25 protein-coding genes are annotated in these 25,584 nt (G+C 65.0%); 19 read left to right on the top strand and 6 right to left on the bottom strand.

Annotation, left to right across the window (positions count from 1 at the left end; all coding sequences use genetic code 11):
* Positions 1–58 precede the first annotated feature (58 nt).
* Positions 59–1,363: an aromatic ring-hydroxylating oxygenase subunit alpha gene (locus tag SB659_RS15660; protein WP_284976663.1), complete on the top strand. Its 1,305-nt coding sequence runs from the start codon at positions 59–61 to the stop codon at positions 1,361–1,363.
* Positions 1,360–2,775, top strand: coding sequence for a ferredoxin reductase (locus tag SB659_RS15665; RefSeq protein WP_410551002.1), 1,416 nt, complete (start codon positions 1,360–1,362; stop codon positions 2,773–2,775). Before SB659_RS15660 ends, SB659_RS15665 begins: the two co-directional genes overlap by 4 nt.
* A gap of 13 nt (positions 2,776–2,788) precedes the next feature.
* Here SB659_RS15665 and SB659_RS15670 read toward each other — a convergent pair whose 3' ends face one another.
* Positions 2,789–3,529 (bottom strand): GAF and ANTAR domain-containing protein, encoded by a 741-nt coding sequence (locus SB659_RS15670; RefSeq protein WP_284979830.1) that lies wholly within the window; start codon positions 3,527–3,529, stop codon positions 2,789–2,791.
* A gap of 184 nt (positions 3,530–3,713) precedes the next feature.
* Here SB659_RS15670 and SB659_RS15675 point away from each other — a divergent pair, with 184 nt between their 5' ends.
* Entirely contained in the window at positions 3,714–4,490 is a 777-nt protein-coding gene (locus SB659_RS15675) for a sigma-70 family RNA polymerase sigma factor (RefSeq protein WP_284976666.1), read from the top strand.
* A 42-nt stretch (positions 4,491–4,532) separates the two neighbouring features.
* Here the strand turns inward: SB659_RS15675 and SB659_RS15680 are convergent, their stop codons facing one another.
* Positions 4,533–5,483, bottom strand: coding sequence for a glycosyltransferase family 9 protein (locus SB659_RS15680; protein WP_410551003.1), 951 nt, complete (start codon positions 5,481–5,483; stop codon positions 4,533–4,535).
* 86 nt (positions 5,484–5,569) lie between these two features.
* On the opposite strand from SB659_RS15680, the gene SB659_RS15685 reads away from it, so the two are divergent.
* The 7 genes from SB659_RS15685 to SB659_RS15715 are packed head-to-tail and all read left to right on the top strand — an operon-like array spanning position 5,570 to position 12,400.
* On the top strand, positions 5,570–6,139 hold the full coding sequence (locus SB659_RS15685) for a D-glycero-alpha-D-manno-heptose-1,7-bisphosphate 7-phosphatase (protein WP_284976668.1): 570 nt from the start codon (positions 5,570–5,572) through the stop codon (positions 6,137–6,139).
* On the top strand, positions 6,136–7,239 hold the full coding sequence (locus SB659_RS15690; RefSeq protein ID WP_410551004.1) for a glycosyltransferase family 9 protein: 1,104 nt from the start codon (positions 6,136–6,138) through the stop codon (positions 7,237–7,239). Before SB659_RS15685 ends, SB659_RS15690 begins: the two co-directional genes overlap by 4 nt.
* Entirely contained in the window at positions 7,236–8,273 is a 1,038-nt protein-coding gene (locus tag SB659_RS15695; RefSeq protein ID WP_410551005.1) for a glycosyltransferase, read from the top strand. The genes SB659_RS15690 and SB659_RS15695 overlap by 4 nt, the downstream gene beginning before the upstream one ends.
* On the top strand, positions 8,270–9,550 hold the full coding sequence (locus tag SB659_RS15700) for a glycosyltransferase (protein ID WP_410551006.1): 1,281 nt from the start codon (positions 8,270–8,272) through the stop codon (positions 9,548–9,550). Before SB659_RS15695 ends, SB659_RS15700 begins: the two co-directional genes overlap by 4 nt.
* On the top strand, positions 9,547–10,212 hold the full coding sequence (locus tag SB659_RS15705) for an SIS domain-containing protein (RefSeq protein ID WP_410551007.1): 666 nt from the start codon (positions 9,547–9,549) through the stop codon (positions 10,210–10,212). Before SB659_RS15700 ends, SB659_RS15705 begins: the two co-directional genes overlap by 4 nt.
* Positions 10,209–11,651, top strand: a complete 1,443-nt coding sequence (locus SB659_RS15710; RefSeq protein WP_410551008.1) for a PfkB family carbohydrate kinase — start codon at positions 10,209–10,211, stop codon at positions 11,649–11,651. The genes SB659_RS15705 and SB659_RS15710 overlap by 4 nt, the downstream gene beginning before the upstream one ends.
* 53 nt (positions 11,652–11,704) lie before the next feature.
* Positions 11,705–12,400 (top strand): SDR family oxidoreductase, encoded by a 696-nt coding sequence (locus tag SB659_RS15715; protein WP_284979822.1) that lies wholly within the window; start codon positions 11,705–11,707, stop codon positions 12,398–12,400.
* Here the strand turns inward: SB659_RS15715 and SB659_RS15720 are convergent.
* On the bottom strand, positions 12,369–13,565 hold the full coding sequence (locus SB659_RS15720; protein WP_410551009.1) for a glycosyltransferase family 9 protein: 1,197 nt from the start codon (positions 13,563–13,565) through the stop codon (positions 12,369–12,371). The genes SB659_RS15715 and SB659_RS15720 overlap by 32 nt on opposite strands.
* Before the next feature lie 123 nt (positions 13,566–13,688).
* On the opposite strand from SB659_RS15720, the gene rfaE2 reads away from it, so the two are divergent.
* Together rfaE2 and SB659_RS15730 are read left to right on the top strand one after the other, a co-directional pair.
* On the top strand, positions 13,689–15,293 hold the full coding sequence (gene rfaE2 / locus SB659_RS15725) for a D-glycero-beta-D-manno-heptose 1-phosphate adenylyltransferase (RefSeq protein ID WP_410551010.1): 1,605 nt from the start codon (positions 13,689–13,691) through the stop codon (positions 15,291–15,293).
* Positions 15,294–15,304: 11 nt separating this feature from the next.
* The gene (locus tag SB659_RS15730; RefSeq protein WP_410551011.1) at positions 15,305–16,339 is read left to right on the top strand and encodes an NAD-dependent epimerase/dehydratase family protein; all 1,035 of its coding nucleotides are present in this window, start codon (positions 15,305–15,307) and stop codon (positions 16,337–16,339) included.
* Between the two features lie 15 nt (positions 16,340–16,354).
* Here the strand turns inward: SB659_RS15730 and SB659_RS15735 are convergent, their stop codons facing one another.
* Positions 16,355–17,437, bottom strand: a complete 1,083-nt coding sequence (locus SB659_RS15735; protein ID WP_350224885.1) for an FUSC family protein — start codon at positions 17,435–17,437, stop codon at positions 16,355–16,357.
* Positions 17,438–17,642: 205 nt separating this feature from the next.
* Here SB659_RS15735 and SB659_RS15740 point away from each other — a divergent pair, with 205 nt between their 5' ends.
* The 3 genes from SB659_RS15740 to SB659_RS15750 are packed head-to-tail and all read left to right on the top strand — an operon-like array spanning position 17,643 to position 19,521.
* Positions 17,643–18,497, top strand: coding sequence for a hypothetical protein (locus SB659_RS15740; protein ID WP_284979818.1), 855 nt, complete (start codon positions 17,643–17,645; stop codon positions 18,495–18,497).
* Entirely contained in the window at positions 18,494–18,928 is a 435-nt protein-coding gene (locus tag SB659_RS15745) for a phage holin family protein (RefSeq protein ID WP_410551012.1), read from the top strand. The genes SB659_RS15740 and SB659_RS15745 overlap by 4 nt, the downstream gene beginning before the upstream one ends.
* Complete coding sequence (locus tag SB659_RS15750) at positions 18,925–19,521, top strand: DUF3618 domain-containing protein (protein ID WP_284979816.1); 597 nt, start codon at positions 18,925–18,927, stop codon at positions 19,519–19,521. The genes SB659_RS15745 and SB659_RS15750 overlap by 4 nt, the downstream gene beginning before the upstream one ends.
* Before the next feature lie 136 nt (positions 19,522–19,657).
* Here the strand turns inward: SB659_RS15750 and SB659_RS15755 are convergent, their stop codons facing one another.
* Positions 19,658–20,257 carry a hypothetical protein gene (locus SB659_RS15755; RefSeq protein ID WP_284976681.1) on the bottom strand — a complete coding sequence of 200 codons (600 nt, stop codon included), beginning with the start codon at positions 20,255–20,257 and terminating at the stop codon, positions 19,658–19,660.
* A 174-nt stretch (positions 20,258–20,431) separates the two neighbouring features.
* Entirely contained in the window at positions 20,432–20,920 is a 489-nt protein-coding gene (locus SB659_RS15760; RefSeq protein WP_284976682.1) for an inorganic diphosphatase, read from the bottom strand.
* A gap of 205 nt (positions 20,921–21,125) precedes the next feature.
* On the opposite strand from SB659_RS15760, the gene dacB reads away from it, so the two are divergent.
* The 4 genes from dacB (at position 21,126) to hpt (ending at position 25,528) form a co-directional block, all read left to right on the top strand.
* A complete protein-coding gene (gene dacB, locus SB659_RS15765) occupies positions 21,126–22,574 on the top strand; it encodes a D-alanyl-D-alanine carboxypeptidase/D-alanyl-D-alanine-endopeptidase (RefSeq protein WP_410551013.1) in 1,449 nt (482 codons plus the stop codon).
* A 59-nt stretch (positions 22,575–22,633) separates the two neighbouring features.
* Positions 22,634–23,770, top strand: coding sequence for a zinc-dependent metalloprotease (locus tag SB659_RS15770; protein WP_410551014.1), 1,137 nt, complete (start codon positions 22,634–22,636; stop codon positions 23,768–23,770).
* Positions 23,771–23,898: 128 nt separating this feature from the next.
* Entirely contained in the window at positions 23,899–24,945 is a 1,047-nt protein-coding gene (tilS, locus tag SB659_RS15775; RefSeq protein ID WP_410551023.1) for a tRNA lysidine(34) synthetase TilS, read from the top strand.
* Between the two features lie 31 nt (positions 24,946–24,976).
* Positions 24,977–25,528, top strand: a complete 552-nt coding sequence (hpt, locus tag SB659_RS15780) for a hypoxanthine phosphoribosyltransferase (RefSeq protein WP_284976685.1) — start codon at positions 24,977–24,979, stop codon at positions 25,526–25,528.
* Positions 25,529–25,584 lie beyond the last annotated feature (56 nt).

Genomic DNA, 25,584 nt, shown 5'->3' on the forward strand with positions numbered 1-25,584 from the left:
ACCCCCGGCCCGTTGTCCCCACGAATCGCATACTTACCCAGCCCCCGGGAGGAACCACATGTCTGCTCCAGCGAACTTACCCCTCAACACACGCGGAAAACTCGCGTCATCTTTGCCCGCAGAGCAGCTGGCCGAGATCAGCGAGTTGTTCGACTTTCGGCGCGCGGGATATTCCCTCGACGCCCCGTTCTACACGGACCCGACGATTTTCGGCGTCGACATGCAAGCCATTTTTGGCCAGCACTGGATCTTTGCCGCCAGCATCGCGGAACTGCCCGAACCGGGCGACTATGTGACGGTCGACTATGGGCCTTACTCCTTGATCGTGCTGCGCAATGACGACGGCGGCGTGAACGTACTGCACAACGTCTGCCGGCACCGCGGTGCCCGGGTGCTGACCGAACCCGCAGGTTCCACGGGAAACCTCGTATGTGGCTACCACTCCTGGACGTATAACCCGAACGGTGATCTGATCCATGCCTCTGCGCCGGGAGAGGCGAAGTTCGACAAAGGATGCTTTGGCCTCAAGCGCGCGCACAGCCGTGTGTTCGCCGGACTGATCTTTGTCTGCATCGCCGACGAACCGCCGGCTGATTTCGATGAAACCGGAAAAATCTTCGAGCCCTACCTCGCGCCGCACGATCTGTCCAAGACGAAAGTTGCCTACCAGCAGAACATCGTCGAGGAAGGTAACTGGAAGCTCGTCATGGAGAACAACCGTGAGTGCTACCACTGCGACGGGCACCCGGAACTCGCATGCTCACTCTTCCCCACTTGGGGCCTAACGGAAGGCCTGATCCCAGCACACCTCGAGGAGGTGTGGGACCGCAACAAGGAAGCCCAGTCCTCACTCGAGGAACGCTGCCGCCGCTATGGCCTTCCCTATGAGGTGGTCGAGGAGCTCGACACACGCGTAGCGGGAATCCGCATCTCACGGGAATCGCTCGACGGAGAAGGCGAATCGTTCTCGACCGATGGGCGCAGGCTCTCCAAGAAGCTGCTGGGCGACCTGCGCGACTTCCGCCTGGGCCGCTGCTCAATGCACCTGCAGCCGAACAGCTGGTTCCACTTCCTCGGGGACCACGTGATTACTTTCGGCGTTTTCCCCATCAACGAACACCAGACACTCGTACGCACCACATGGCTGGTGGCTGACGACGCCGAGGAAGGCGTCGATTACGACCTGGAAAAGCTCACCTACACCTGGAAGCAAACAAATCTCCAGGACAAGGCGTTCGTGGAGTTGTGCCAGAAGGGCGCTGGAAGCCCTGCGTACGAACCGGGTCCATACATGAAGAGCGAATACCAGGTGGAGGCATTCATCAACTGGTACGTACAGCGCGTGCAGGAGCACTTGGCATGATCGAAATCCGCACTGAGGCTGCCATCCAAGAACCACGGCGCATTCGCGGTCTTGAGATGCCTTGGAACCGGGTCATGGGCAGCACCGAGGCGCCTGCCCGGGCGGCCCGCGCCCTCGGACCTTGGCATCCGCAGGAGTTCATGGCCGAATGTGTCGAGATCGTTCCGGAGGTGGGCGGGATGATGACTTTCGTGTTCCGTCGCACTGACGGTGCACCGTTGGCCTTCCGTGCGGGGCAGTACGTTAACGTCGCCTTCCCAGTGAACGGCGAGGACCGGGATCCGGTGGACCGCAGCTATTCGCTCTCCAGTTCGCCCACGAAGCCGTGGACCTTCGACATCACCGTCAAGCGCGACCCTAGCGGAGTGGTCTCGCCGTGGGTCCACGAGAACGTCAAACCTGGTACGGTCCTGGAGATGCTCGGCCCAGTCGGGGCATTCCACCTGCCCGACGCCGACCGGCGGGCACGGTACCTCTTGCTGGCCGCCGGAGCGGGGATCACCCCCATCATGTCCATGGTGCGGACCATCCACTCGCTGCCGGGGCAGGCCGACGTCGTGGTGCTTTACCACGGAGCCGCTGCCGGCGGCTTCGCCTTCCACCGGGAGTTGGCCTACATCGCCTCCGTGGACTCGCGCGTGAAAGTGTTCTACTCCTTAGGTGACCGCGCCAGGCCCGATGGGTGGGAAGGGCTAAGCGGGAGGCTCACGGCCGCCATGCTTGAGGAGGTGGCGCCCGATGCCAATGGCCGCCAAGTCTATGCCTGTGGGCCCGAGGGGTACCTGAATACGGCCACCGAGCTCCTGAGGAAGGTTGGGGTGGACGACACCTCGATTTACATGGAGTTCTTCTCGGGGGATCGCCAAACTCTCCTTGAATACCAAGCCGAACTCGCGCTTGCCGTGGACATTGCGGAGGAAATTGCAGAGGAACTCGCCGATTCCGCCGAAGACTACTACGAAAGCCAACCCGCCGCGTTCGGCCTTTACGAGCCAGGCTACGACACCGAAGGCACCTTGGAAGCTACGGGGTTGCCGCTGGAATCCGTAGAGCATGATGTGCCGGGTCCGGCAGCGTCCGGGGGCAACCCGGAGGAGGCGCCGAAGGCTGCTGCACCCGATGCCTCCAGCTTCGACACGGTGGGGACGGGAAGTCTCACGATGTCCTTTATGCGCACCGGCATTAATGTGCGGATCGACTCCAAGGAGCACATCCTGGGGGCGGCCCAACGTGCAGGAGTCAGGATCGGCGCGAATTGCAAGGAAGGCATGTGCGGCTCCTGCAAAGTGGTCAAGCTGTCAGGGGAGGTCGACATGAACCACCAGGGCGGAATCCGGACACGGGAAATCGACGCCGGTAAATTCTTGCCGTGCTGCTCCACCGCACGGACCGACTTGGTGATTGACGCCTAGCTGGAGCCCGGGCCTATTTGAAGTACGTCTGGACCTGTCCACCGCCGGCTGACTCAACGATGGCCTGGGCTACGGCCCGCAGTTTGATGTTGCGGTTGCTGGAGGCTTTCTTGATGAGCTCCATGGCTTCCACTTGTGTGCACCTGTTCTGGGCAATGATGATGCCCGTGGCGACGTCGATGACCGTTCGCGACTCCATTGCCGCCCGCAAGTTGGCGGCCGTTTCACTGTGTTGCGCCAGCTTAATGGCCAAGCGAAGGCCATTGGAGGCTTGGTCAACGTAATCGTTGGCCCGCTGCACGGCACCTTGGTCGAACGCATGGGGCCGGTCCGAGTACAGATTCAAGCCCGCCCTGGCGGTATCGTCCGGGAGGTTGAACGGTACGGCCAGCACGGAACGCAGACCGTGGTCGGTGATGGCCGCGTTATAGTCCGGCCAAGTGTTGTCCTTTTCGAAGTCCGGAATGTGGACTTGCGTGCCTTCGCGGCAGGCGTGCAAGCACGGACCGTCAGCGAACGCGTACTGGACTTCATCCAGTTGCCGTGCCCGTTCCCCGCTGCTGGCAACGGTGGCTGCGGTGCGTTGCCGCATCAGCGTGATGCCGCAATATATTTCCCCTGCCGAGCCGCTGAAGATGGCCGCGGAGTGCCTTGCGAGTTCTTCAAGGAACTCGGTGACGTCGTCGGTGTCCAAGAGCAGGCTTTGGATATCGGCCACCATTGATGCCGGTTCGGCGAGCTGTGGTTCTTCCATCTCGATCTCCGCTCCTGGATACGGTGCCTTTTGAGCCTCACCCCGCATCCCCGTTGAAGGTTAATAGTAAGCGTACTTCGCTTTTTACTCCCATACCCGTTGAAAGCTAATAGTAAGTGTGCTTCTCTTTTTAAAGAGTCTTGCCGTGGGCTCACCCTTTACATCCCCTAAGGATTGAAGCCCCATGCACCAAACCCGACCCTACGAGGTCCGAACAAGAACTCCTGGGCCCGCGCCCGAGGGCAGTATTCGGCAGAGCTTCCAAGACAGCTTGGTCTTGGACCACCTCAATCTGGCCAAAGCCATCGCGGCGAGGTACTCGGCCCACACCCACGACATCGACGACGTGCGGCAAGTCGCGTACATGGGCCTGATCAAAGCCTCCCGTGGCTACGACGAGTCCAAGGGTGTCAGCTTCCCGGCCTACGCCGCTCCAACCATCGCCGGGGAAGTCAAGCGCTACCTCCGGGATCACTGCTGGGTTGTCCGCCCGCCTCGGACCATCCAGGATGTGCGTCGGCAGGTGCTGGCGCGGACTGAAGAGATGACACAGACCCTGCAGCGCACCCCCTCGCCTGAGGAAGTCGCCCAGGATCTCCAGTTGGAGCCCTGTCAGGTGCGGGAAGCCCTCATGGCCGGGACCAGCAAGCGTCCGGACTCGTTGGACGCCCCGGCCTCGGAGGGCCGCGACGGACTCCAGGGCTCCCTTTCAGCTTTTGGTTGCCCAACGGACCGGCTCGAGGACGTGCTGGCCCTGCGGAACGCAATCCGCGACCTCAGTGCCGAAGACCGGCACCTGCTCTACCGCCGCTACTACCGTGAGGAAACTCAGTCCACCATCGCTGAGGCCTTGGGCATTTCACAGATGCAGGTTTCGCGGAAGCTCTCGAAGATCCTTGTCTCGCTCCAAGCCCAGTTGCTGGACGAGCAGGACCACCTCCAGAACGGAACAGCACCCTAGAACGGAATTGGGCCTTAGAACGGAATTGGGCCTTAGCCTCCGTCAGCACCCCAGCCTTGCCACGGCGTCGAGTACGTCCTTGACGCTGACGGCCAGCAGCGCGGGGTCGGGGTCCGGCGAGAAGACGTCACCGCGGCGGAGCTCGACGGCGGTCAGCACCACGTGCGGGCCGGGCGGCGGACCCCATTCCTCGGCGGGCGCCGGCCCGAAGAGGACCACCGATGGACGTTCGTAGGCCGAGGCCAGATGCGCGGCGCCTGTGTCCGCGGACACGACGAGCCGGGCTGCGGCTATGGTGGCCGCAAACTCTGCCAGGCCCTGCCGCCCGGCCAGCAGGCCGTCGTCGAGGTTTGCTCCTTTGAGCTTGGCCAGGGCGGCGGTCTCTTCGGCGCGCCCGCGCTCGGACGCGCCGCCCGTCAGCACAATCTCATGCCCGGCGGCGGCCAGCTCGACGGCGACATCCGCGAACCGCTCCACCGGCCAGAGCCTGCTGCCGTAGGCCGCGCCCACGTGGATTACCGTGGCGCCCGGGCGTGGCGATGGGACCGCCGGAGTGTTCAAACGATAGTCCAGGGGATCGGCGTCAATACCGTGCCAGTTCAGCAGCCTGGTCCAGCGTTCCCGCTCGGGGCGGCCGGTAATCCACGATGGCCCGTCGATTCCGGGGGACTCATGAGCCACCACCCGGTTCGCTTGCAATTCCTCTATCCGGAGTCGGCTTTCGGCGCCGTTTCCGTGCAGGTTGACCGCGATATCGACGGCGCCACGAGGCACCGTCAAGGGGTCGTCCAAACCCGGCGTCGGCAAATGGTGGATGCCGCCCACCAGCTCCAAGGCCTCCGCTATCCAGGCAGGGGCGGCATACAGAATCCGGTGTTCCGGGAACGCCCGGCGCAGGCCGCGCAGGGCCGGAACGGCCACTAAGAGGTCCCCAAGTTTCAAGGCCCGCAAGGCAAGCAGTAACGGTTGTTCGGTGCTTTCAACAGTGTCCATAGTGACCTCCCGGTAGGAGTCTAGCGGCAGGAAACTTCTCGTGACCGCACTGTTTAGCGCTTGGAGAACTGGGGAACGTTGCGAGTATGGGAGGAACCGGAACGTTGAAGGCGGTCCTGTTTGACCGCGATGGAACGCTCGTCGTTGATGTGCCTTACAACGGCGATCCGCAACTGGTGCGGCCCATGGAAAGTGCCGGTCCTGCGCTCGACAGAGTTCGCCGTGCAGGACTTGCGACGGGAGTGGTCAGCAACCAATCGGGCGTGGCCCGTGGGCTGCTGACGCTCCACCAAGTGGACGCAGTCAATCAGCGGGTGGATCAGTTGTTGGGCCCGTTCGACGTGTGGCAAGTGTGCCCGCACGGTCCCGAGGACGGTTGTGATTGCCGCAAGCCCGCGCCGGGAATGATTCTTGGCGCGTGCCGGGCTTTGGGAATCGACCCGTCCGAGGCTGCGTTCGTGGGTGATATCGGGGCGGATATGGGAGCGGCGACGGCAGCCGGAACCCGTGCCGTCCTTGTACCAACCCCCGTGACGCGGCAAGAGGAAATTGATGCTGCGGAGCTGGTGGCTGAGGACTTGGAGCAGGCGATTGAGCTCCTGCTGGGTGACACGAAAACCAAGGAAGACCAAGCACGCCAAGGCGCGCCCGTATGAGCCGGGTCCTGGTAGCCCGGCTGGACAGCATGGGCGATGTCCTCCTCTCAGGCCCGGCCCTGCGCGCGGTGGCCAACGGAAGCCGCCGCGACGGAAGCCGGCCCAACGACGTCGTCCTCCTGTGTGGTCCTGAAGGCGCCGGTGCCGCCGAGATGCTCCCGGGCGTAACGCAGGTCCACACGTGGGCCTGCCCGTGGATCGTCAACCCGGCACCTCCGGCAACCGAAGAGATGATCAACAGCCTGATCGAGTTTGTCCGCAATTCCAGGATCGAAGAAGCCGTGATCCTCACGTCATTCCATCAATCCCCTCTACCCTTGGCTCTCCTGCTGCGGCTTGCTGGCGTCAGGAAGATCACGGGTGCCTCCACGGATTACGCGGGCTCCCTGTTGGATGTCCGGCTCAAACCCGGCGAGGACTTCCCGGAAGACCAGCCTGAAGTGATCCGCGCGCTGACCATTGCGGAGGCAGGCGGCTATGTGCTGCGGGATGGCGACGACGGGAAGCTGCACATCACCTCTGGCCCGGACCCGGAGCCCGAAGGAGCCACCTCACTGGCCCGCGAGCTGGCGGAGGAGGGCCCGTACATTGTGGTTCACCCCGGAGCCGCTGCACCGGCAAGGGCGTGGCCAGCGCTCCACCATGCTGCAACCGTCGAGTTGCTTCAGGCCTATGGACACAAGGTGGTGGTCACCGGTGGGCCCGGGGAAACTTCCCTGACGGCGACCGTGGCCGGTCCCTCAGCCAGGAACCTGGGCGGCGAAACGAACCTCAGGACCCTCGCAGCGGTTCTCGAGGGCGCCGCCGTCGTGGTCACCGGCAATACTGGCCCCGCCCATTTGGCGGCGGCCGTTGGCACTCCGGTGGTTTGCTTGTTCGCGCCCGTCGTCCCCGCGATCCGCTGGGCACCGTACGGGGTGCCGATGGAACTGCTCGGCGACCAGGAAGCGGCCTGCAAAAACAGCCGGGCCCGCACATGCCCGGTCCCCGGGCACCCGTGCCTGAGCTCCGTGGCCCCCGAGCAGGTTGTCGAGGCGGTCGAACGGCTCCTCGGGGGCGTCTCATCCCTGTCCACCCGGCGAAAGGTCTGGAAACCATGAGGATCCTCGTGTGGCACGTCCACGGCGGGTGGATGGAAGCTTTCGTCCGTGGCCGTCACGAATACTTGTTGCCCACACTGCCCGACGGCGGCCCCTGGGGTTTGGGGCGGGGTGGCCGTGACTGGCCCGCCAACGCGCAAGAGGTGGATCTGGACACACTTGACCCGGGAGGCGTGGACGCCGTGGTCCTGCAGCGCCCCGAGGAGATTGCGGCAGTAGCACGCGCCTTGGGGCGGCGACCCGGAATGGACCTGCCCGCCGTGTACCTGGAGCACAACACCCCCAAAGGTGATGTCCCTTTCACCCTGCACCCCCTCGCTGACCAGAGCACGATCCCCGTGGTCCACGTGACCCACTTCAACCAGCTCTTCTGGGACACCGGGTCGGCCCTGACCACGGTGATCGAACACGGCATTCCGGACCCCGGGCACCTGTACACGGGCGAGCGGGAAGAGATGGGTGTGGTGGTCAACGAGCCCGTCCGGCGTGGACGGGTCACAGGAACCGACCTCCTGCCCGGCTTCGCGGCTGTAGGTCCGTTGCGAGTGTTTGGAATGGGAACTGAAGCCTTGCCAGAGGCACTGAACCTGCAAGCGCACGGCCTCGGCGCGGAGCGGCTCCGGATCTCCGGGGATGTGTCGGCGGCGAAACTTCACGAGGAGCTCGCCCGCTGCAGGCTCTACCTCCACCCCCTGCGTTGGACTTCCTTGGGCTTGGCCCTGCTCGAAGCCATGCACTTGGGCATGCCGGTCCTGGCGCTCTCCACCACCGAAGCTGCCCGGGCGGTCCCGCACGGCGCCGGCCTGGTCTCCAACGACGTCGAGGACCTTCAACGGTTCGCGCGGCGCCTCCTGGAAGACCCCGACGATGCCTACGCCATTGGCATGGTGGCCCGCGAAGCTGCGCTGGAGCGCTACGGCTTGGGCAAGTTCCTCCGGGCCTGGGACACGCTCCTCGCTGAACTGTCCACCCACCGGCCGGGCACCCACCGGCCAGCCACCCAACGCCACGACACCGAGAGGATGCATCCATGAAAATCTCCATGGTCTCCGAACACGCCAGCCCGTTGGCGGCGTTGGGCGGCGTCGACGCCGGCGGACAGAACGTCCACGTGGCAGCACTGTCCTCCAGTTTGGCCGAGCGCGGCCACAACGTCACCGTCTACACGCGCCGTGACGATCCGGATCTTCCTGCAAAGGTGCAGGTGGGAACTGGGCTCACCGTGGTCCATGTCGACGCCGGACCTGCCCGCCGCATCCCCAAGGATGACTTGCTGCCGTTCATGGGCCAATTGGCGGACGGCATCTGCGCAGACTGGGGCGATCAGCTTCCGGACGTTGTTCACGCACACTTCTGGATGTCCGGACTGGCAGCCATCCAAGCGTCCAAACGCGCCGGAGCCCCGCATCCCGTCCCTGTGGTGCAAACATTCCACGCGCTCGGATCGGTCAAGCGCAGGCATCAAGGATCTGCCGACACCAGCCCCCCGGCACGGGCCTGGCTCGAGCCCTGGGTAGGCCGCACCGCCGACTGGGTGATCGCCACCTGCCCGGACGAAGTGTTCGAACTCAAAGTCCTCGGCATCAGCCGTTCCAAGATCTCCATCGCCCCCTGCGGCGTGGACCTTGCGTTGTTCCAAGGAACCGCCGACGCCGAACCCAGGGAACGCACACACCGGATCCTGAGCGTGGGCCGCCTGGTGCAACGCAAGGGGGTGGACCTGATTATCCAAGCACTTCCGCTCCTCGCCGAGGCGGGCTTTGACGACGTCGAACTCTTGATCGTTGGCGGCTCCGGGGACGCTTTGAACCTTGAGGAAGATCCGGAAGCCCAACGGTTGCGGTCCTTGGCCAAAGAATTGGGGGTTGAGGACAAAGTCACCATGCGCGGGCAGGTACCCAGGGATGCCATGCCGGGCATCTTCCGCAGCGCCGACGCGGTGGTATGCACGCCGTGGTACGAGCCGTTCGGCATCGTGCCGCTGGAGGCCATGGCTTGCGGAGTGCCGGTGGTTGCGGCCGCAGTGGGCGGACTCCGGGAGACCGTCGTCGACCAGAAAACAGGACTCCAGGTCCCGCCCAGGGATCCCGAGGCTATCGCTGCGGCGCTGGTAAGGCTCCTGGGCGACCCCGCCTTGCGGGCGGAGATGGGCCGCGCCGGAGCCCGTCGCGCCCGTTCCAGCTACTCCTGGGACAGGATCGCCGCGGACACCGAGAAAGCCTACCGATCCGTCCTGGCTGCCGGGCTTGCCGCCGGGCTGGCCCAGCAGGCCGATGAGGGCCTGGAACCGTTGGAAGGGAGGGCGTTGTGAGCATCAAGTCAACCGTCCCGGAAACGCTGCCCGCAGGCTGGACGCCCAGCTTCAGTGCCGCCACCATCCACAACGCGGAGGTCACCCGCCATCTGGATAACGTCCTGCCCGCACTGGAATCCCTGCGCTCGCAGTCCGGACGCCTGTCTGAATGGGGGACCGAACTTGCCCATCGGCTCCTCGCCGGGCACCGCCTGCTCGCTGCCGGCAACGGTGGTTCGGCAGCAGAAGCCCAGCACCTCACGGCCGAGCTCGTTGGCAGGTTCGACGACGAGCGGGCACCGTTCTCCGCGATCTCCCTGCACGCGGAGTCGTCCGCTGTCACGGCATTGTCCAATGACTACGGCTACGAGGAAGTCTTCGCCCGGCAGGTCCGTGCCCACGGCCGCGCCGGTGATGTCCTGGTCCTCCTGTCCACCAGTGGCCGCAGCCCCAACCTGCTCAACGCAGTCCGCGCGGCAAGGGAACGCGGGATCACGACGTGGGCGCTGACCGGCAGCGGCCCGAACCCGCTCTCAGAGGCGTGCGACCAAGCCATCACCGTGGACGCCATCGCCGCCAATGCACAAGAAGGCCACCTCATCGCGGTGCACGCCGTGTGCAGGGCCTTCGACGCCGAGGTTGCCCGGCGAACCGGTCCCTACTCCGGCGGTCAGCCATGAGGATCACAGTGGTTGGCGACCTCCTGCTCGACGTCGACATCAACGGTGCCGCCACACGGCTCAGCCCCGACGCGCCGGTGCCCGTGGTGGACGTCGCCGATGTCCGGCGTCGTGCAGGCGGCGCGGGCTTGGTAGCCACCGTCCTCGCCCGGGACGGTCACGACGTCGCGCTGGTCACCGCGGTATCGGACGACGACGGCGCCAGCCACCTCAAGCGGGCGCTTGAAGGCGTGCAGGTGCTCGCCGGAGCCCCACTCGCCCCGACGCCTACTAAGACGCGGGTGCGGATCGGAACGCATCCGATGGTTCGGTTCGATGAAGGATGCTCCCCGGCAGCGGTCCCTGACAGCACGCCCGCGATGCTGGCGGCGATTGCTTCGGCAGAGGCCATTGTGGTGGCCGATTACGGCCGTGGAATCACGGCAAACGCGGAGATCCGTGCTGCCCTGGCCCAAGTGTCCGGCAGGGTACCGGTGGTTTGGGACCCGCACCCGGCAGGGTCCGAACCCGTGCCGGGGGTCGCGGTGGTCACGCCGAATCTGTCCGAAGCCTTGGCTGTTGCGAAGGCCGGCGGCCTGGATCCGTCCTGCACCGGCGCCGCGGAAGCTGGCCGCCACCTGATGCGGAAGTGGCAAAGCAATGCTGTCCTGGTGACCCGGGGCGAAGACGGGGCAGTGCTGCTGTCCGGGGGAGACCCTTCAGCTCACGCCATCACCGCACCCCAAACCAACGTCAGCGATCCCTGCGGTGCCGGTGACCGCCTGGCCGGAAGCCTGGCGGTGTACTTGGGCCTTGGGCTGGCCCTCCCTGAGGCCGCAGCCCGGGCAGTGGAAGACGCATCCGGATTCCTGGCCCGGGGAGGAGCGGCAGCTTTGGGCTCTGCAGCTTTGGCATCGGCAGCTTTGGCCTCGGCAACGGTGGAAGAGGCACCCAAGCCGGGTCCCGTCGTCGAACATCAGGGCCTTGAGCTGCTCCGCGGAGGCAACCCCGACGGGCTCCGGCTCGCCGAGTCCATCCGCGCCAAGGGCGGAACGGTGGTGGCCACCGGCGGTTGTTTCGATCTCCTGCATGCCGGCCACGCCCGGACCTTGGCAGCAGCGCGCGCCATGGGCGACTGCCTGGTTGTTTGCCTGAATTCCGACGACTCCGTGAGGCGGCTCAAAGGCATGCACCGGCCCATTGTGAGCGTCGAAGACAGGGCAGAGTTGTTGCTCGCGCTCGAATGCGTCGATGCCGTGGTCGTTTTCGAGGAGGACACCCCCGAGGCGTGCCTGACCGACATCCGGCCCGATATTTGGGTCAAGGGTGGCGACTATGTCCCTGATGAACTGCCGGAAGCCCGGCTTGTTGCGGGCTGGGGAGGGCGCTGCGTCACCGTGCCTTTCCATCCGGCCCGCTCCACCAGCGGTTTGGCTGCAGCACTGGCCAAAGTCAGCTGACTCCCTACGTTCGACCCAAGGAACGCCTTGTTCGACCCAACGAAAGGAACCGCATGAACACGCAAACACCTGGACGCGTCATTGTGACCGGAGGCGGGTCTGGTCTTGGAGCTGCCATTGTTGAGGCAATCCGCGACGCCGGCGGCACGCCGTTCGTCTTCGACCGCGACATCAGCAACGTCTCGGGCGCAAAGGCACTCGAAGTGGACGTATCCAACCGCGAAGCGGTGGAAGCTGCAGTGAAAGAGGCCGCAGACAGCTTGGGCGGCTTGGATGGCGTTGTGACCGCTGCGGGCATTGATCGCTGCGGCAAGCTCGGCGACGTCCCGGCCGAGGAATGGGAAAAGGTGATCGGAGTGAACCTCCTTGGCACCGTTTCCACAGTCCGGGCCGCCCTGCCTTATCTGAAGGGTTCTCGCGGCCGCGCCATCACCATCGCATCGACCTTGGGCTTGCGGGCCCTCCCCGATGCCACGGCCTACTGCGCCTCCAAGTTTGGCGTCATAGGCTTCAGCCGTGCGCTCGCGGCGGAGACCGGGGGAGTTATCGGCGTCACCACGATCATCCCCGGCGGCATGAAGACGCACTTCTTCGACGACCGCGATGAGCAGTACAAACCGCAGGACGATTCAAAGCTCAACGACCCCGCCAACGTTGCGCAGGCTGTGCTGTTCGCCCTCTCACAGCCCTTCGGCAGTGAGGTCCGCGAACTCCTGATCACCCCCGCAGAAGAAGGCTCGTGGCCGTAAGGTCCAGCACGTCCTGAACAACGTCGGCCACGGCGATGCCCTCAATGAGGGTCTCGTCGTGGCCGCAGTGCGGAGCCGTCCAACCCACCTGGGTGACGTCGGCGCCGCAGCGAGGGCACCTGGTGACCCAGGACATGTGGACGCGGTGCAGGGCCCGCCCCCGAGGCGCCGCGTTGAACGCGTTGCCCACCCAGTAGATCCCCACCGTTGGCGTGCCGAGGGCCTGGGCCAAGTGCCGGGGGCCGCTGTCACTGGCCAGCATCACCGTGGCCGATTCCAAGAGTGCGGCCAGCTCGCCGATTTCCAGTTCACCTGCGACCGAGCGAACGGCGTCCGGGGCGACGGCAACCGGGGCGACGGCGCTTTCCCCGACCAACTGCCGTGCGGCCACCTCGGCAACCTCCTGGGCCAGTGCCTTCTCGGAGTGGTCGCCCACGATGAGTACCTGGGCACCTGCCCGGGCGACGCCCGCCGCGGCGTCCGCAAAGTACGACGCCGGCCAGCGCCTCCGCGGATCGGTGGCGCCCGGATGGACCACCACCAAGGAGCCGTACCGGTGATCACGCAAGCCCGCTATGGACTCCCTATGTTCCTTCCGGGCGCGCAGGGGCGGTGCAATCATCGCGGGTGCTCCGGCCAGGCCCGCCACTTCCAGCCAGCGGTCCGGCTCGTTCTGGTAATAGATGTAATCCAGGTTCCGCTCCAGCCGCTCCGCATCGGGGGTCCGCGTGCCCACGGTGTGCCGCGCACCGATCTGCCGCAGGAACGGGTTGGAGAAACGGCCGCCGCCGTGCATTTGGAGGGCTATGTCGAACTCCCTGGCGCGCATGGCCGCGAAGAACGCCGCCAGCGCGGCGAGATCCTCGGCGTCGTCGTCGAACCGTTCACCGTTCCGGGGGCCGTCGTGGACGCCGCGCGCCGCTGGCAACAGTTCGACGTCGTCAACGGGACCCTCCGTCGCGGCCACCACAGCCGCGTGGATGGGTGTGCCGAGGAGCGTCACGGTGGCGTCCGGGTAGGCATCCCTTAAGGCGTACAGCGCTGGATAGGTGAAGATGAGATCCCCTAGGCCACCACCGCGCAGCACGGCAATCCGTTTCACATCGGCGAACTTTTCCAAGACAGGACCGATGCCCAAGGCCTGCTTTTCCTGCCCGTTGCCCATAGGTGCTCCTTTTCGCTGTCGGTGGTGGCGCGGACGGCGGAAAGTCCCCGGCCCGGCGTGTGAAGCGCGTGCCGTTGGGTACCTGACGGGAACAGGAACATGCCGCCAAACGGAAGGTACCCCATGGCACGCCTCTCCAATCAAGAAGGCTTGGCCGACTGGTTGCCAGGTCGCTTGGCCGAGGAACGGCCCATCGTCACGGTGATCGGTGACTCCATCCTTGACGGGTGGTGGGACGGGACCATCGAACGGTTCTGCCGGGAAGCCCCGGCTCCCGTGGTGCAGGTCCAACGCCGTGACTTCGCGCCCGGCGGTGCGGCCAACACGGCCATGAACCTCGCGGCGATGGGAGCCGATGTCAGGTTCGTGTCGCTCGTCGGTGAGGATTCTGCGGGCCTGCAGCTGCTCGAAAGGCTTGAAGCGGCGGGCATCGACGTCTCCCACGTGGTCTCCCATCCGGACATGACAACCACCACCAAATTCCGGGTCAGCAGCGGCGGCCAAGTGATGTTGCGCCTTGATGATGCTGCCAACGGGCTTCCCGGCGACGGTCTTGAGGTGTTGGCGGCCTTCATCCCGGAAGCCGTTGATGGAGCCACAGCAGTGGTGCTGTGCGACTACGGAGCCGGTGCTTTGGACGGGCCGGTGCGGGACGCGCTTCTTGAACACCTTGGACCGGAAACCGGATCCGATTCGCCTGCTTCGAGGAACATGCTGGTGGTCGTGGACGCGCACAACCCTGGGCAGTGGGCTGAGTTGCAACCGGACATCGCCACACCCAACGCCCAGGAAGCGTCCCGGCTGCTCGGCGTCGAACTGCCAGGCGGTGCAGCCCGGTGCCCCTTCATTGAAGCCCACACGGACCAGCTCCTTCGAGCGTCGGGCGCGGACGCCGTCGTCGTTACCCTGGACCGTGAGGGGACGCTGACGATGCGCACGCCTACCGGCCCGAGCCACGGAACAACCGGGCGAGGAACAACCGGGCAAGGAACAGCCGGGACGCCCGTCGACTGGACGCCCGTGCACAGGACATGGGCCCGGCCGCAGGCGGAGAAGCAGGCATCAGGTGCGGGAGATACGTTCGTGGCGGCGCTGACATTGGCGCGGGCCGCCGGCCTGCCGCTGACCACCAGCGTGGACTTCGCCCAGGCGGCCGCGGATGTGGTGGTCCACCGGCCCGGTACCTCGGTCTGCACCACCGATGAACTGACACGCCACCTCAGCGGATTCGCGGACACGGCGTTGTCTGCCGCCGAGTTGGCGCAGCAGGTGGACGAGCACCGCCGCCAGGGCAAACGCATTGTGCTGACCAACGGCTGCTTCGATGTGCTGCACCGCGGACACACCCGGTACCTCAACCAGGCCAAGCAGTTGGGTGACGTCCTGGTGGTTGCCTTGAACAGTGATTCATCGGTCCGGCAACTCAAAGGCCCGGACCGTCCGGTCAACCACGAGGCCGATCGCGCCGCAGTGATTGCCGCCCTGAGTTGCGTGGACCACGTCACCGTCTTTGACACGCCCACGCCCATACCGCTGATCGAGTTGCTTCGACCCGATGTCTACGCCAAGGGCGGCGACTACACGCCCGAGATGCTTGCCGAGTCCGCTGCCGTGGAAAGTTATGGCGGCACCGTGAGCATCCTGGATTACGTGCCCGAGCACTCCACCACAGCGGTGCTTGAACGTATCCGCTCTACCGGAGACGGCGGAGACAGCCCGCGCAATTGAGGAAGGACGCCATGCGTATTGTCATCACCGGTGCCACCGGACATGTGGGGACAGAGTTGTTGAAGCGGCTGCATCGGGCCCGCACCGAGGAAGGCGCGGATCTGGACCTCGTTGGAGTGGTCCGGCGCCACCCCGACCAGGACTCGGAACCGTACAACGACGTCGACTGGCGGACGCTGGATGTCGGATCGCGCGAGGATCAACCCGCGTTGGCCTCGGCTATGGCCAACGCCGACGCCGTGGTGCACCTTGCCTGGCTCATCCAGCCGAACCATGACCGCCAGGCACTCCGTCAAACCAACGTAGCCGGGACGGCACACGTGCTGGCTGCAGCCCGGAGGGCCGGAGTAGGGCACGTGGTTTGCGCGTCCTCCGTGGGCGCATATTCGCCGGCTCCCAAAGACCAGCGGACCAGTGAGGACTGGCCCGCAGCAGGCATCCCGGGATCACATTACAGCGCGGATAAGGCTGCGCAGGAGAAGCTCTTGGACACCTTCGCCGAGGACAATCCGGACGTTGTGGTGTCCCGCCTCCGGCCCGCCCTGACATTCAGCGCCGGAGCCGGCAGCGAGGTTGGCCGCTACTTCCTGGGCCGGCACTTGCCCCAGTTCTTCCCGCGCAAGCCCTGGCTCCCGTTGCTGCCGGTGCCCAAGGAGCTGGTGTTCCAAACGGTGCATGCGGCCGACGTCGCCGATGCCTACTGGCGCGTACTCGATCGACGTGCCGGAGGTGCGTTCAATATCGCGGCGGAGCCGGTCATTGATCCCAACGCGTTGGGTTGGCTCCTCGGGGCAGGACGGGTGGTGCGTTTACCGCTTTCGCTGCTTCGCGGCGTCGTCCACGTCAGTTGGCGGCTGCATGCCCAAGCGACAGACGCCGGCTGGGTGGACATGGCAGCGAACGCGCCGGTTATGGACACCTCACGGGCCAACAGTGTCTTGGGCTGGTCGCCAAGGCATTCATCACTGGAGTCCTTTGCCGAGATGATGGATGGGCTGGGCGCAGGGAAGGGCAGGCAGGCCTCGCCTCCGCTCCAACCCCGCTAGGCCAACCCCGCTGGTTCACTCAGACGAGAGGACCACGGTGAGGATCCGGCGGAGGCTCATGGCTACGGACGCCGCGGCAACCACCGGTGCTTGTCCGGCGGCGGCGTCAGCAACGGCGTCGTTCAATGCCGCGATGCTTTCCTTTGCCTCCGCCAACCGATCCTCAAGTTGGCCGGGGTCACCTTCGCGCCAGTGGTCGATGACGGCAGCCGCCGCCTCCAAGGCCTGGGAAAGATGGGCCAGCACAGCGTTCGGAATGGCGGTGCCGGCATCCTTTTCCCAAATGGCGCTGGCCAAGACGTCGGTAGTGTCCTGGACGTGGAAGGTGAGCCGTTCCAACGTCTGCAGGCCTGCCAGGTCGCCGGGAAGGCGTGTTGCCCGACGTCGGGATCTGGGGTTCGCTTTGGTGCTTAACTCAGCTTGGTGCACCGCAGTCCGCACGGCGGCGGCTGTACGTGAAAGTTCGTCGCTGCGGCTGGCCCAGGCTTCATGGTTGGGTGGCCACGATTCTTCCATGGCCCGGGCCATGTCCTTGAGCTGCCGCGACAGGGCAGCTTTGTGGCCGGCGATGGCGGGGTCGATGGCGTCCAAATGCAGCGGAGGAAATAGCAGCCAGTTCACCGCGAAGCCGCAAGCGACCCCCATCGCCATCTGGAGGACGTAGGCGTAGGAGAAGCCTTCAGCGTTGGAACCACCCAAAACCAGCACGAAAAGCGCCGCCATGGGAATCCAATCGGAAGCCGATCCCAACCGGGGCAGGCCGCCGATAAGGACCCCCAGTCCCACCACCAAGGCCACCGAAAAGGTCGAGGGTCCCGTGAGTGAGGTGACCAGGAAGGCCATGCCGATGCCCAGGCTCAGCCCAAGAAGGCTCTGCAGCCCATGCCGGGCAGAATCTGCCACCGTGTGGTGCATGCTGACCAGCGCGCCTAATGGCGCGTAATAGGGGTAGGCAGCCGCGGGTCCTGGCATGAAGGGCGCAAGCCACCACGCCAAGCCGGCAGCGAGTGCCGTCTTGACTGCGAAGAGTAACCGGTGGCGGGTGATGCTTTTTCGAAGCGCGGGGATCAGCCGACGCCTGGCGGGCAAGAGGCTCATCAATTCAACGTTCGCAGGTATGGGCCACAGTGTCGAGCCGGAGCCGCGATACGTGGCGGACGCCATCCGCCAATAGCTCGATTTAGGCAGTTAGGAATTTGGTGCGATTAGAACTGCGACAACCGGGTACACACCCATTGATAGTAACGATCCTTACTATCCCGGCTGCTGTCCGCAGCCTGCCAACTGTGGAAAGAGAGCGACAATGACTGAGAGCCAATCGCCGCAGGACGGAAGCTTCGCGGCGCCATCAACCGGTGCCCATGCAGGCACCGAGCCTTTCACCGGAAGCTACCTGGACTCGCCGGACGTCGAATTTGAGACTGCTGGAACCGCTGATACCGGTTCTGCAAGTTCCGGTACCGTCGACGCTGCCAAGCAAGAAGCCGCAGGAGTGGCTGGGGCCGTGGGCGACGCCGCGAGCGGAGTTGTCGGCACCGCAAAGTCGGAAGCCGGCAACGTGGCCCACGAGGTCAAGGTAAACGCCCGTCAGCTGCTGACGCAGACCAAGGGTGAACTGGCCGACCAAGCCCAGGCCCAGCAGCAGCGTGTTGCTGAGGGTCTTCGGTCCATCTCCGATGAACTGAAGAACATGGCCAATTCCAGCGAGAACGGTGGCGTTGCCACGGACCTCGTCCAGCAGGCGGCCCAGCGTTCCTCCTCCGTTGCCCAGTGGCTTGAAGGCCGGGACCCGGGTTCATTGGTGGAAGAACTCAAGGGATTCGCACGCCGCAAGCCCGGCGCGTTCCTCATGATAGCTGCAGGCGCGGGCATCCTTGCCGGCCGACTCGGCAGGGGCATGGCTGACAACTCACCGATGGGTGGAGGGTCTGCAAGCGGCACGGCAGATGTGACCGCAGAGACTCCCCGCGCTGTCTACTACCCGGCAGCAGGCGGAGCCGTGACTCCTCCCGCCGTGGACTTGCCCGGCCCGGCCACCACCACTGCCGGATACGGTTCGGCCACCACCACCGGATACGACGCCGGAACCACCGGCGGTTACGAGGGTGCTACCACGCCACTTGATCCGGACGATCCCCAGTACGGAGGTCTTCGATGAGCAGTCCCGCCGATCTGCCCCCCACTACTGCCGCCCACGTGAAGGCAGAAACCGTACCTCTTGGTGAGCTGCTCAGCGACGTGACGCGCGATATCTCCACCTTGATGCGCCAGGAAGTGGAACTGGCCAAGGTGGAAATCAAGGATTCGGCCACCAAGGCCGGCAAGGGCGCAGGAATGCTGGCCGGAGCAGCATGGGCCGGCCACCTCGCCGTCGTTTTCCTGTCCATCGCCCTTTGGTGGGCACTTGGCCAGCTCATTGGCCTCGGATGGTCCGCAGTTGTTGTGGCGGTCATCTGGGCAATCGTTGCTGCAGTTCTGGCCTCCAAGGGCCGCAAGGAACTGAACGCCATCAAGGGCTTGCCCCGCACGGCAGAGACAGTCAAGGAAATACCTCCAACCTTCAACCCGAATACTGAGGAGACACGATGACGCAGAACCCCGAAGCACTGCGCGCCGATATCGAAGAAACGCGCCGGCGGCTCAGTACAAATGTTGACGCCGTGGCCGATAAGGTCACCCCGTCCCACATCGTCAACCGCAGGGTGGACAAGATCAAGACGGCCGTATTCGGCGCCCGGGACGATGTCCAGGATGCTGCCGGGAACGCTGCAGGCCGGGCCGGCGACGTTGTTTCCGGCGTCGCGAGCAACGTGTCCGGTGCTGTTTCGGATCTTGGTGACGCACCGCAGGTGATCACCCGCAAAGCGCAGGGCAGCCCGATCGCTGCAGGCCTCATTGCTTTCGGCGCAGGCCTCCTTGTCTCGGCGCTCTTCCCGCCGTCGGAGAAGGAGCGCGAGGCAGCCCAGGCACTGAAGGATGCGGCCCAGCCGTTGACTGAGGAAATCAGCCACGCCGCGCAGGAAGTGGCCGAACACCTGAAGGAACCTGCCCAGGACGCCATGCAGAACGTCAAGGACAGTGCCACCGAGGCAGCCTCCAACGTCAAGGACGAGGGGCAGTCCGCAGCAGCTGACGTCCAGGGCCGCGCCTACGAGGCCAAGGACAACATCAGCAACCAGTAGCCTGATCGCTCACCCAGTTGAGTCGCAGCAGAGGCCGTTATGAGCACTCATAACGGCCTCTGCTGCGTCTTGGTCGGGTTTTCAAGCGAACTGGGTTTTGTCAGCGAACTGGGTTTCTGCACCGCGCGGCGTGGTGTCAGCGCACTTCGAGGATCTGGTGCAGCAGCCGGGCGGCTGCCGGCCTGGCCGCGTGTTCCTCGGCCCATTGCGCCCGGGCCACCGCTTTGCTGACAGCCTGGGTGGTGATCCCCAGTTCCTGGGCCACGGCTTTTTGCTGGCCGCGGACACCGGGGGTCAGCAGGTCCAACACGCGCCATTCGGCCGGGCTGCGGTGCAGGACGATGTGTCCAAGGAGGCGCAACACGGCTTCTGCCTCCGCGGCCAATGTGGTGAGCGGGCCCTCAACGGCAACGGGAATCCGGTCCTTGCCGTAGCGCAGCCGGTCCACCGCCCGCCTGGCGTAGACCAGCCCATGGCCGGAGGCGTCCGTCACCACATTGGGCAACGGTTCGTTGACCGGGCCCACTCCGATCCCCACGTACCAGCGTCCGGACCTCAAGGCGATGAGGGCAGCCTCCACGGCCTCATGCGCGGACTCAACAATCCCTTGGACTTCATCGTGCACCGAACGGTCAAAGTCGAGCCGCGCAGGAATGTGCCGCAGGTCCTTAAGGAGCCGCGGCACCAAGTCGCCATCGTGGCGGCTATCCCGTTGGTTGATGGTCAAAGTGAACATATGGATCCCCATGCTACCGGCTGGTAGCCGCACGGCAAGGGGTCAATAAAAAAGTACGACGACGGCCGGTAAAGTTCCCAAGGAACCGCACCGGCCGTCGTCGTACTGTTACGCCACAGACCTGTTGGTTACAGCGTTAGTGGGCTGTGTTAGTGGCCTTCGCTAGTGGCTGTATTAGTGGCCTTCGGTCGAGAATCGCTTTATGGATGCCTCGAGCTCGGCTTCGGCAGCGGCGCGATCGCCCCAGCCCTCGGCCTTGACCCACTTGCCCGGCTCCAGGTCCTTGTAGCGCGTAAAGAAGTGCTCGATTTCCTTGATCAGGAATTCGCTGACGTCGCTGATTTCCTGGATGTGGTCAAAACGGGCATCCACGGGAACGCACAGGACCTTGGCATCTCCGCCGCCGTCGTCCGTCATGTTGAAGACGCCGATCGGGCGGGACTCAACGATCACGCCCGGGTGCAGGTCGAAGTCCTGCAGGAGCACCAGTGCGTCCAGCGGATCGCCGTCCTCGCCCAACGTGTTCTCGAAGAAACCGTAGTGCGTGGGGTACTGCATGGAGGTGAACAGGACGCGGTCCAGGCGGACACGGCCGGTTTCGTGGTCAACTTCGTACTTGACGCGCGATCCCTTGGGGATCTCGATGGTCACGTCGTGCTTCATGGAATGCTCCTTGACGGGGGTGGTGGGGCGTTACTCCCCCCAAGTGGCCGCCACAGGTGACGGTGCTCGGGTAGGCTGCTCAGCCCCAGGGCTGGCGGCAGGCGAAAATGGAGCCGGGGCCGCCGACTACTATTGAGGATATAGGGAGAGGCCCGGTTTCTTGAACCGGCGGGGAAATTCAGGACTGACAGGACCACACAACTGCATGGACGGGGTCAAAGACCGGGCTGCCCGGAACAGGGTTTCGGTGGCCTTGGAGCACCTGAAATGGCCGTTCCTCCTGGCTGCCGTTCTCGTTGTGGTCAGCGCTATGGTGGTCGCCGGAATGGTGCCCTCCCTCCTCACCGCACCAAAGCCCGCCCTCGCCGCGCCCTCGTGGCAGGTCCCGCCAGCGCAGCTATCGCAGCCAAGCGGTGTACTGCCTTTGGACAAGAATGCGCCCCTACCCGTCCCGGCCCAGGTGTCCAGGCTCCTGGACGGCCCGCTGAAGCCTGACGGTGCCGGATCAATGACCGGTGTGGTCCTCGATGCCTCCACCGGCCAGGTCCTCTTCGACCGGGACGCAAATTCCAACCGGATTCCCGCGTCGAACATGAAACTGCTGACCGCCGTCTCAGCGCTGAAGGCCCTGGGCCCAGAGACGCGGTTCACCACCCGGGTAGTCGCCGGGTCCACCCCCTCAACGGTTGTCCTCACGGGAGGAGGGGATGTGCTTCTCGGTGCAGGAGCATCCGTCCCCGCCGCTGTGATGGGGCATGCGGGCCTGTCTTCGCTGGCGTCGGACACGGCCGCGGCGTTGGCCAAGGCCGGGGTCAAGGGCCCCATCACCGTGCAAGTGGACGATTCCCTATTCACCGGGGCCCCGCTCAATCCCGCATGGAGCATGGACGACGTTGCCGCCGGGGAGACCGCCCCGCTGTTTCCGCTCGCCATGAACTCCGGACGCTACGCACCGGACAGCACCACCGGTCCGCGGCCCCAGGATTCCGCCCTCACTACCGCGCAGGCGTTCGCCACACAGTTGGCGGCCGCAGGCGTGGCCGTGAACCCCGGCGTCGTGCGTGGGAAAGGCGTCCCCGCCAAAGTGCTGGCCACTGTCCAGTCAGCCACCGTGGGCGAACAGGTGGACCTCATGCTGGAGACCTCCGATAACTTCCTCGCGGAGGACATGGGCCGGATGACGGCGCTGGCATCGGGCAAGAAAGCAACGTACGACGACGCCACTGCGGCCGTGCGGCAGAGGCTGGGGGAGTTGGGCATCGCCACGGATTCGATGCGGTTGGCCGACGTGTCCGGCCTCGCGTTGGATAACCAAGTCAGCACCCGCCAGTTCGCCGAAGTAGTCCGGGCCATCACCAGCGGGCCCGAAACCGCTTTGCGGGCGGCGCTCGACGGGTTCCCCGTGGCTGGCCTGACGGGCACCCTCGATAACAGGTACGCGGCGGACGGTACCGCTGCCGGCGCCGGCTTGGTACGGGCTAAAACGGGCACACTGAATACAGTGATCGCCCTGAGCGGCTATGTGGTGGATGCTGACGGCCGGCTCCTCGTTTTCTCCTTTATCGGCAACGGCCTCGATCCGGGTGCGGCAGGAAACAAGGTCGCAATGGACCGAGCCGCCACTGTCCTGGCTTCCTGTGGTTGCCGCGGCTAAAAGCTGCGCGCGGAGCGAACATTGGGCCGCCTGCCAGCCTCGTGTGTTCTGATGGACCCATGGTGTCTTCTGCCCGCGATTCGTCAGCAGGGGCCCCGTCCCTGATCAATTGGGACCTGGCCGCCTCCACGGCTGCGCGCCTTGCCCCCTCCGGCCCGGAGCTGAGTGCCTCGGACATTGGCAAGGCGGTGGAAAATCTGCGCTTCAACGCAGATATTTCCGTCCCGCACGTCCATGACATCACCGGGCTCGAGGCCGCACGGGACCTCCGTGATTCGCACGTTCTGGTGGTGGACAGGGCTTCCTGGTCCAAGGCGAACACCCAGAGTTTTGCCGTCATGCTGCAGCCCGTGCTCGAGAAGATGCGGACCAGCCGCAGCGGCGTCGCCATGACTCCGGCCGCCGCCAGTGCCAGCGGTGCCATTACCGGCACCCAACTGGGGGCTGTCCTTGCCTTCCTTTCCAGCAAGGTACTGGGCCAATATGACCCCTTCGCGGCTCTTGCCCCCGAATCCAAGGTGCCCGCCGGCGGCAGGCTCTTGCTTGTTGCGCCGAACATCATCTCCGTGGAGCGGGAACTCAACGTGGACCCGGACGATTTCCGGCTCTGGGTTTGCCTCCACGAGCAAACCCACCGAGTGCAGTTCGCGGCCGCGCCGTGGCTCCGCCACCACATGCTGGAGCAGATCGAGCAGCTCAGCGGCAACTTGCTGGGCAACATGGATTCCTTGGTGGAGCGCGCCGGCGCCGTGGCCAGGTCCCTCCGCGAACGCACCCCGGGGGGCAGCGGCCCGGGAGAGAACGCAAGCGGCCGCGGAGGCATTTTGGAGTTCCTGCAGAGCCCGGAAGAAAAGGCCTCGCTGTCCCACATCACGGCCGTGATGAGCCTTCTGGAAGGCCACGCCAACGTTGTCATGGACGCAGTGGATTCCAGCATCATTCCCTCGGTAAGGACCATCCGCCAGCGCTTCAACGAACGTGGCAAGGACCGGGGCGTGGTGGAGAAGTTCATCCGCAACGTCCTCGGCCTCGATGCCAAGATGCGCCAGTACACGGACGGCGCCAAGTTTGTTCGCGGGGTTGTGTCAGTGGCCGGTATGGACGGATTCAACAGGGTCTGGGAAGGCGCCCAAAACCTACCCACTGAAGAAGAGATCCACGACTCCAAGCTCTGGCTCGAGCGGATGGGGCTTTGAGCGTTCCTTTCGAGGACTCCGCCGCGAGGTCGGGAACGCTCGGGTCACCGGGAACGCTGGGGTCACCGGGGAAAGGTCGACGGCGCCCCGGCCGTTTGGCTCCTGTGCTCGGGAAAGCCCGCAAACAGCTGCAAAACGCCCTCGCGTCGGCCGGCTACCCCGAGCATGTGCTTGTCGCCTGCAGCGGCGGCCCTGATTCCTTGGCGCTCGCAGCGGTCGCCGCCTACTTCGCCCGGCGGGGCCATGTGGACGGCCACCCGGTGACCGTGGCCGGCGTCGTGGTTGATCACCAGCTGCAAGCGGGATCGGCGGAGGTCGCTGCACATACCGCGGCCGTTCTGCGCGAACTCGGTCTTGCGCCCGTGGAAGTACGAACCGTGCACGTAGCTGCCACGGGATTCGGGCCCGAGGCCGCAGCGCGGGACGCCCGTCACGCGGCATTGGAAGCAGCTGCTGATGAGCTCGGCTGCGAGGCGATCCTGTTAGGCCACACCCTCGATGACCAAGCGGAACAAGTGTTGCTCGGCCTGGCACGGGGTTCGGGAACACGTTCGCTGGCCGGCATGCGGCCGGCGCGTGGCCGCCTGATCCGCCCGTTCCTCGGACTGCGCCGCAACGAAACGCTTGAAATCTGCGCGGTGGAGGACCTGGACCCGTGGCATGACCCGAGCAATTCCGATCCTGCGTACGCCAGGTCCCGCACCCGCGTGGAGGTGATGCCTGTCCTTGAGGAGAAGCTCGGCCCAGGTGTGGCGGAGTCCTTGGCCCGCACGGCGTCAATCCTCCAGCAGGATGCTGATTTCCTCGAGGCACTGGCCAAGGAGACCTATCTCTCACTGGTGCATCGGGCGGCCGGGGAAGTGTGGCTGCCTGAGGACGCCGTCCGTGAACTCGCCCCAGCGTTGCGGTTCCGCGTGATCGCCCAAGCGGCGTCCGACGTCGGCGGTCAGCAACCCGGGTACGGGCGCCTCCAAGCGGCCGAAGCGCTACTCCGCCGGCAAGGATCCGCCGGGCCCGTGGAGCTGCCGGGCCACGTCAGGGTCTATCGACTGTCCCTGAGCGATCTGGAACAGGAACCCCCGCCCTCCCAGGGTGCTTCGGCCCAAGCCGGTCCCCGCGAAGCCGCGCGCTGTGGGAAGCTAGTATTCCGGCATCAGAAACCGTCCCAACAGTAGTCGCACCCGAGCATCAAAACAGGAGCCATTGGTGGATTCAAACGACGTCCAGGCAGATCTCAAGCACGTTCTTTACACCAAAGAGCAGATCCAAACCCGCATCGCGGAGCTGGCAGCGCAAATCGACAAAGACTACGAAGGCCGTGACATCCTCCTCGTCGGCGTGCTCAAGGGTGCAGTCATGGTCATGGCTGACTTGGCACGCGCGCTGCACAGCCACGTCAGCATGGACTGGATGGCGGTCTCCTCCTACGGATCGGGCACCCAGTCTTCGGGTGTCGTCCGGATCCTGAAGGACCTCGATACGGACCTCATGGGCAAGGACGTCCTGATCGTTGAGGACATCATCGATTCCGGGCTGACGCTCTCATGGCTCAAGTCCAACCTTGAATCCCGCGGTACGGCCAGTGTGGAAATCTGCACTGCTTTCCGTAAGCCGACGGCCGCCAAAGTTGAGATAGACGTGAAGTACGTCGGTTATGACATCCCCAACGAATTCGTGGTGGGTTACGGCCTCGACTATGCCGAGAAGTACCGCAACTTGGACTTCGTGGGCACCCTGGCACCGCACGTTTACGAGTAGAAACCCACTTCAGCCGCCGCGCCTCTCGCCCCACGTCTATCCGTAATATCGGATGC

This window comes from Arthrobacter sp. SIMBA_036, assembly GCF_046535135.1.
Taxonomy (GTDB): domain Bacteria; phylum Actinomycetota; class Actinomycetes; order Actinomycetales; family Micrococcaceae; genus Arthrobacter.